The following is a 6,214-nucleotide window of genomic DNA, read 5'->3' on the forward strand; positions in this document are numbered from 1 at the left end:
GGGGCGGTTCCCGCATCACCTCCTCGTACCGGAGGACGGCCTACCGCTTCGCGGAGTGCCAGAACTCGGACAGCTTCCGGCCCTCGTTCGGCGCGAGGCCGGCGGGGTCGTAGGGGCTGCCGAAGTAGGTGGTGGTGGCGTTCAGCTTCACGCTGTTCTTGCCGGAGGCGGACGGGAGGCCGGTCTTGAGGTTCACCGCCCAGTTCAGGAGGCCGGCGCCGCAGCCGCTGGCCCCCGGAACGGCGAACGCCGTGTCGCCCTGGTCGGCGCCGTCGAAGGTGTAGCGGCCCATCTCGCCCTCGTCGTCGTTCGGCGTCCCGTCGGCGGAGAAGCGCTGGAGGGAAAGGGTCGGCGCCGTGGTGTTCTGCGGCTTCAGGAGCACCGGGTCGGCGGTGGTCCCGATGTAGCACTTGTCACCCAGGAACGGATTCTTGAGGTGGATGCGGACCGGGATGGTGAGAATGGGCTCACCGGTGGAGAAAGCCGCCGCCATATTGAAGTCCCGGGGCGCTCCCGCCGGTTCGATGGTGGCAGTCACCCGGTTGAGATTGTTGTCCGTCAGCTGCCGGCAGATTCCCGATACCAGAGGAATTCCGCTGGGGCACATCAAGCCGAGCAGGCCGCCCGGGATCTCCGCCGGGTCCGCGGTCAGCGCCCCCTCGGGCGGGGCCACCAGCGAGGTGGTGCCGTCGGGGCGCTGGATGACACCGAGCTGAAGGTCGGTGTTGCCGGTGGGGACGTGCGACTTGCCCAGCGTGATGGAGCCGGTGGCCGAGCTGGAGGATATGCAGGTGGCAATGGTGTTGATGCCGTCCGCCGCCAGCATGGCGGGGGCGTCGACCGGGCAGCGGTCGAAGGGCGCCCAGTCACCGTTGAGCTGGGTGGCGGCGGTGGCCGAACCGGTGGAGAGAAGTGCGCCGAATGCCGTGAGCGCCGCGAGCAGGCCCACCCGGGTTCGATTGGAAACGGATCTCATGTCGTCCCCTCTGTCGGCCGCTGAGGCGCGGCCTCGTGCACGAAAGTTGAACGGTTCTGCAACACATGCCCGCACCGTGACGGCCGTCGACGGCGATGGGGCCTCGGGTGGGCCCGGGGGCGGAGGATCTGAGCATCAAATTTCGGGCAGATTTTGTGACCGAATTGATCGAGGCGTGATGTTACTCGCCGGAAACCGGGCGACACAATCCGTCCGCCTAAGATTCTTTCCTGCGCCCTCTTTTTGATCCGGAAATGAGCATCGGTCCACCGGGGTCTTGTCAAGGAATGCGCAGCCGCGGCAAGCGCACCGCCCGCCGGCGAGGCGAACCCCGCGCGTGGTGCGCAGACGGGGCCGCCGGGGGCCGCGCCGCGGAACTCTCGCTTCCACTCGCCGAGGGACGCCATGAAAATCGGCCACGCGGCTGAAAATATCCACCCCACCGAAGCCGTTACCCGGGGTTCGCCGTGGTGAGCCGCCTGCCGCAGGAATCGACAGAGGGGACACGCGGCCCACCGGAAACAGCGCCGGGAGACCGGAACGGCTTTGTTGTCACCGCTGGAGCAGGCGGCTGAAATACATTGTCCGAAAGCGCGCAGTACCGCCCGACCTGCGCGGAAGTCGCACAGTGCGGCCGCGATGCGTGCCCCCTGCTCGCCGATCTTGTTCAAGTGGTTTGCAGTGCCTGCCACTTGGTCTATCTTCGTCGCGGACTTGGTACGCACCTGTCGGTTCGTGGGAGCGCTTTCCCCCCACCGCCTCACCCCACCACCGGGCGCCGAGAGCAAGGGGACTTGTCATGGCACATCTCATACAGCCGTTGGACACCGAAGACCCCCTGGGGCCCCTCCCTCAGGAATTCGCGGCGATCATGCGGCCTGAACTGCCCAGCCTCATCAAGGAAATCGGCGTCGAGGTCACCCGGGCCTATCCGGAATACGCCCGACTGCTCGACGGGCCGAACGGCCAGGCCATCCGGGTGGGCGTGGAGCAGAGCCTCTCCTCGTTCGTCGACCTGGTGGCCGAACCCACCTCCTCCACCGCGCTCCGGGACGACATGTGCCGGCGCTTCGGGCGGTTCGAGGCGTACGAGGGCCGGAGCATGGACACCCTCCAGGGGGCCTACCGGCTGGGTGCGCGGGTGGCGCTGCGGAGGGCGAAGAAGGTCGGGCAGAGCTACCACCTCTCCCCCACCCTGATGCTGAGCTTCGCCGACGCGCTCTTCGCCTACGTCGACGAACTGGAATCGCTTTCCCGCGAGGGCTTCCTGGAGGTGCGGTCCCAGTCGGGCGAGCACAGCGAGGCGCTGCGCCGCCGACTGCTCCACCTCATCCTCGCCGGGCGGCCGTCTCCCGGCAGCGCCATCGCGGACCTGTGCGAGCAGGTGGCGTGGCCGCTGCCGGAGGAGGTCACGCTGATCGCCGTACGCGCCCCGGCGGAGCTGGACCGGCTCCGCGCCGACCGCGATCTGCTCGTCGACCTCAGCGCCCCGCAGCCGCACCTGCTCGTCCCCGGCGCGATGACCGACGCCCGGAGAACCATGCTGGAGCAGGCGCTCCCGGACACCCGCGCGGCGATCGGACTGACCGTCCCCACGGCGCTGGCCTGCGAGTCGATCCGCTGGGCCCGCCGGGTCCTGGAGCTCGTCGACTCCGGCGTGATCGACGACGCCCCGCTGATCCGCTGCGAGGACCACCTCATCACCCTGTGGCTGCTCTCCGACCCCGCCCTGCTGGACCAGCTCGCCCAGCGGGAGTTGGCCGCCGTGGCGGGGATCAGCGCCACCCGCCGGGAGCGGCTGGTCGAGACGCTGCGGATCTGGCTCGACACCCGGGGCACCGCCGCGCAGATGGGTGCGCTGCTGGACGTCCACCCCCAGACCGTGCGCTACCGCATGCGCAGCCTGGAGACCATCTTCGGCGACCAACTGGTCGACCCCGAGAGCCGTTTCGCCACGGAAGCGGTGCTGCGGGCCCTGCGCCTGCGCTCCCGCGCCACCGGAACACCCCCCTGATCCGGAGCACGTCCGGCGGGGCGGGTCAACTTACCGGCGAGTAAGGCGAAATAGACGGTCAGTCCCAAACGGTTGCGACACGGAGACGTATCCGACGAGAAACGCGGAACCGCGTCCCGTACACAGGAGGGAACCTGCCGCTCACCCGGCGGCGGGCCCCGCACCGCCTCCTGGCCGACCATCCGAGAGGGCCCCGAATGACCGCCTCGCACCTCCTCGTTCCCGTGCCGATCCCGGACCGGGTCGCCGCGCTGATCGGTTCGTGCATTCCGCCGCACATCCTCCAGGCGGAGTTCGACGCCGACTGCGCGGCCCGCGAGGTCCGCCGGTTCCGCGGCCCCCTGCTGGGCGTCGAGGACCAGGCCGACCGCGAGCACGCGCTGTCCGAACTGGCCCGCGCCAACAAGGTGCTGGCCGCGCACCACCCCCACCTCGCCGTACTGCCGGGCTCGCCGTTCTGACCACCGCCCGCCGCGCCCGGGCGGGTCCGGGACCGGGCCCGACCCGCGCGGGACCGGGCCCGACCGGAGCGGAACCGGAGCCGGACCGCGAGGCCCGGTCCGGGCACGGGAAAGCCCAGGCGGCCCGGCCTTGCGGCCCGATGACCGCCACCCTTACCTTACTCTGAAGTAAGTTTACTTCGGAGTAAGGACGTGGCGTGGACGGAACCAGCAGCGGCAACCTCGGCGACGACCTGGCCCGGCTCGACTTCGCGGCGGTCGCCCCCGAGGAGTTCGCCCGGATCGTGAAGGGCCTCTCCGCCCGGCAGATCGCCGAGGTCATGCGCGGAGAGCTGCGCACCCGGATACTCGGTGAGGTCTTCGGCCGGATGAAGCAGCAGTTCCGGCCGGAGGCGGCCGGCGGCCTCACCGCGCTGATCCGCTGGAAGGTGACCGGGGAGAGCGACGCGGTCTACGAGACCGCGATAGCGGACGGCGCCTGCGAGGTCACCCCCGGCCGGTCCGCAGCCGAACCGCGCACCACGCTGGTGATGGGCGACGTTGAGTTCCTCAGACTCGTCTCCGGCAACGGCAATCCGGTCACCATGTTCATGATGCGCAAGCTCAAGGTCGCCGGTGACGTCGGCCTGGCTTCCGGCCTGACCCGCTACTTCGACATCCCGAAGGCGTGAGGTCATGAGCTTCTTCTCCCTCGCCCTGACCGAGGAGCAGCAGGACCTGCGCGCCTGGGTGCACGGCTTCGCCGCCCAGGTGGTCCGCCCGGCCGCGGCCGAGTGGGACGCCCGCGAGGAGACCCCGTGGCCCGTGATCCAGGAGGCCGCCCGGATCGGTCTGTACGGTTTCGAATCGCTCGCCGACCTGTACGGGGATCCCACCGGACTCTCCCTCCAGATCGCCAACGAGGAGCTGTTCTGGGGCGACGCGGGCATCGGCATGGCCCTCTTCGGCACCTCGCTCGCGGTCGCCGGGATCTTCGCCTCCGGCACCCCGGACCAGCTCGCCGAGTGGGTGCCGCAGTGCTACGGCGACGAGGACGCCCCCAAGGTCGCCGCCTTCTGCGTCTCCGAACCGGGGGCCGGCTCCGACGTCTCCGCGATGACGACGCGGGCCCGTTACGTCGAGGCGCGGGACGAGTGGGTGATCTCCGGCCAGAAGGCGTGGATCACCAACGGCGGCATCGCCGAGGTCCATGTCGTCGTCGCCTCGGTCGACCCGGCGCTGGGCTCGCGCGGGCAGGCCGCGTTCATCGTGCCGCCCGGCACGAAGGGCCTGACGGCGGGCCGCACGGTCAAGAAGCTGGGCCTGCGCGCCTCGCACACGGCCGACCTCTTCCTCGACGAGGTCACCGTGCCGGGGCACTGCCTGCTCGGCGGGAAGGAGAGGCTGGACACCCGCCTCGCCCGGGCGCGCGAGGGCGGCCCCGCCAAGGGCCAGGCGGCGATGGCCACGTTCGAGGTCAGCCGCCCCACCGTCGCCGCCCAGGCGCTCGGCATCGCGCGGGCCGCCTACGAGTACGCCCTGGAGTACGCCGGGGAGCGCGAGGCGTTCGGCAGGCCGATCATCGAGAACCAGTCGATCGCCTTCGCCCTGGCCGACCTCCGTACCGAGATCGAGGCCGTACGCCTGCTGATCTGGCAGGCCGCCTGGATGGCCCGCAACGACCGCGCCTTCGACGCGGGCCAGGGCTCCATGTCCAAGCTGCGGGCCGGGGAGCTCGCCGTCGCCGCCACGGAGAAGGCGGTCCAGATCCTCGGCGGCGCGGGCTACAGCCGGGAGCACCCGGTGGAGCGGATGTACCGCGACGCCAAGATCTACACGATCTTCGAGGGCACCAGCGAGATCCAGCGCCTGGTGATCGCCCGCGCGATCTCGGGCCGCCACATCCGCTGAAGGCGGGAGGCCGCCCGCGCGACGATGACGCTCCCCGGCGAAGCGGCCCCTTCGGCCGGTCTGACGCCTCACCGCGCGCCCCTGCGCCCACTTCACCACCGCACCATGGTCACAACTCCATCACCAACGGAACGAAGGGCTCCCCCGTCGGTCGTCGGCTCGCTACGGTCGGGCCTTCACGCAACACCCTGGGGGGACCATGGAGTGGAACAGCCCGCACCACCCGTCGCAACAGCCCGGATGGGGGCAGGGCGGCGCGTTCGTGCCTCCGGGGCCGCCGTCGCCGGGCGGTCCGAGGTGGGCGCAGAAGCGTGTCGTGTTTCCCGTCGCGGGAGCCCTGTTCGTTCTGGGCATAGGAATCGGCGCCACCGGTGAGCAGCCGCAGCAGGTGGAGTCGGCCGCGGTGAAGACGGAGCCGGGGCCGACCGTGACGGTGACGGTGACGGAGACCGCGAAGGTCACCGTCACCGCGAGCCCCGAGCCGGCGCCGACCGTCACGAAGATCAAGAAGGTCCGGGTGACGGTCACCGCCGCACCGCCCCGGCCGAAGCCGGAGAAGGCGCGGACGCCCACCGACGAGGACACGGACGGCGGTGGCTCCGGCAGCACGTCGGTGTACTACAAGAACTGCACGGCGGTCCGCGCCGCCGGGGCCGCGCCCATCAGGACCGGCGACCCCGGGTACGGGGGGCACCTGGACCGTGACGGCGACGGGGTCGGCTGCGAGTAACGGCAGGAGGCGGCACCCCGCCTCCGCGACCGGTCGGGGGGGGGGGGGCGGGGGGCCCCCCCCCCCCCCCCCCCCCCGCGGGCCGCCCCCCGCCCCCCCCCCCCCCCCCCCACGCCCCCCCCGCGGGGGCCGGGCCCCGGCCG

6 protein-coding genes are annotated in these 6,214 nt (G+C 71.3%); 5 read left to right on the forward strand and 1 reads right to left on the reverse strand.

Annotated features, from left to right (window positions below; genetic code table 11):
- Positions 1 to 40 precede the first annotated feature (40 nt).
- The gene (locus tag ACH4K1_RS30855) at positions 41 to 976 is read right to left on the reverse strand and encodes a hypothetical protein (protein ID WP_398092832.1); all 936 of its coding nucleotides are present in this window, start codon (positions 974 to 976) and stop codon (positions 41 to 43) included.
- 799 nt (positions 977 to 1,775) lie between these two features.
- On the opposite strand from ACH4K1_RS30855, the gene ACH4K1_RS30860 reads away from it, so the two are divergent.
- The 5 genes from ACH4K1_RS30860 to ACH4K1_RS30880 all read left to right on the forward strand — a co-directional run bounded on the left by ACH4K1_RS30860 (position 1,776) and on the right by ACH4K1_RS30880 (position 6,071).
- Positions 1,776 to 2,990, forward strand: a complete 1,215-nt coding sequence (locus tag ACH4K1_RS30860; protein WP_228989272.1) for a helix-turn-helix domain-containing protein — start codon at positions 1,776 to 1,778, stop codon at positions 2,988 to 2,990.
- A gap of 197 nt (positions 2,991 to 3,187) precedes the next feature.
- Positions 3,188 to 3,451: a hypothetical protein gene (locus ACH4K1_RS30865; RefSeq protein WP_398092833.1), complete on the forward strand. Its 264-nt coding sequence runs from the start codon at positions 3,188 to 3,190 to the stop codon at positions 3,449 to 3,451.
- Between the two features lie 197 nt (positions 3,452 to 3,648).
- Positions 3,649 to 4,122: an SCP2 sterol-binding domain-containing protein gene (locus ACH4K1_RS30870; RefSeq protein WP_398092834.1), complete on the forward strand. Its 474-nt coding sequence runs from the start codon at positions 3,649 to 3,651 to the stop codon at positions 4,120 to 4,122.
- Positions 4,123 to 4,126: 4 nt separating this feature from the next.
- Complete coding sequence (locus ACH4K1_RS30875; RefSeq protein WP_398092835.1) at positions 4,127 to 5,341, forward strand: acyl-CoA dehydrogenase family protein; 1,215 nt, start codon at positions 4,127 to 4,129, stop codon at positions 5,339 to 5,341.
- A gap of 316 nt (positions 5,342 to 5,657) precedes the next feature.
- Positions 5,658 to 6,071, forward strand: coding sequence for an excalibur calcium-binding domain-containing protein (locus ACH4K1_RS30880; protein ID WP_398092836.1), 414 nt, complete (start codon positions 5,658 to 5,660; stop codon positions 6,069 to 6,071).
- Positions 6,072 to 6,214 lie beyond the last annotated feature (143 nt).

The organism is Streptomyces sp. NPDC017448, assembly GCF_044330565.1.
In the GTDB taxonomy this organism is placed as follows: domain Bacteria; phylum Actinomycetota; class Actinomycetes; order Streptomycetales; family Streptomycetaceae; genus Streptomyces.

Coding starts and splice junctions, on each gene's coding strand:
- ACH4K1_RS30855 (WP_398092832.1), bottom strand. CDS start 976: ATGAGATCCGTTTCCAATCGAACCCGGGTGGGCCTGCTCGCGGCGCTC.
- ACH4K1_RS30860 (WP_228989272.1), top strand. CDS start 1,776: ATGGCACATCTCATACAGCCGTTGGACACCGAAGACCCCCTGGGGCCC.
- ACH4K1_RS30865 (WP_398092833.1), top strand. CDS start 3,188: ATGACCGCCTCGCACCTCCTCGTTCCCGTGCCGATCCCGGACCGGGTC.
- ACH4K1_RS30875 (WP_398092835.1), top strand. CDS start 4,127: ATGAGCTTCTTCTCCCTCGCCCTGACCGAGGAGCAGCAGGACCTGCGC.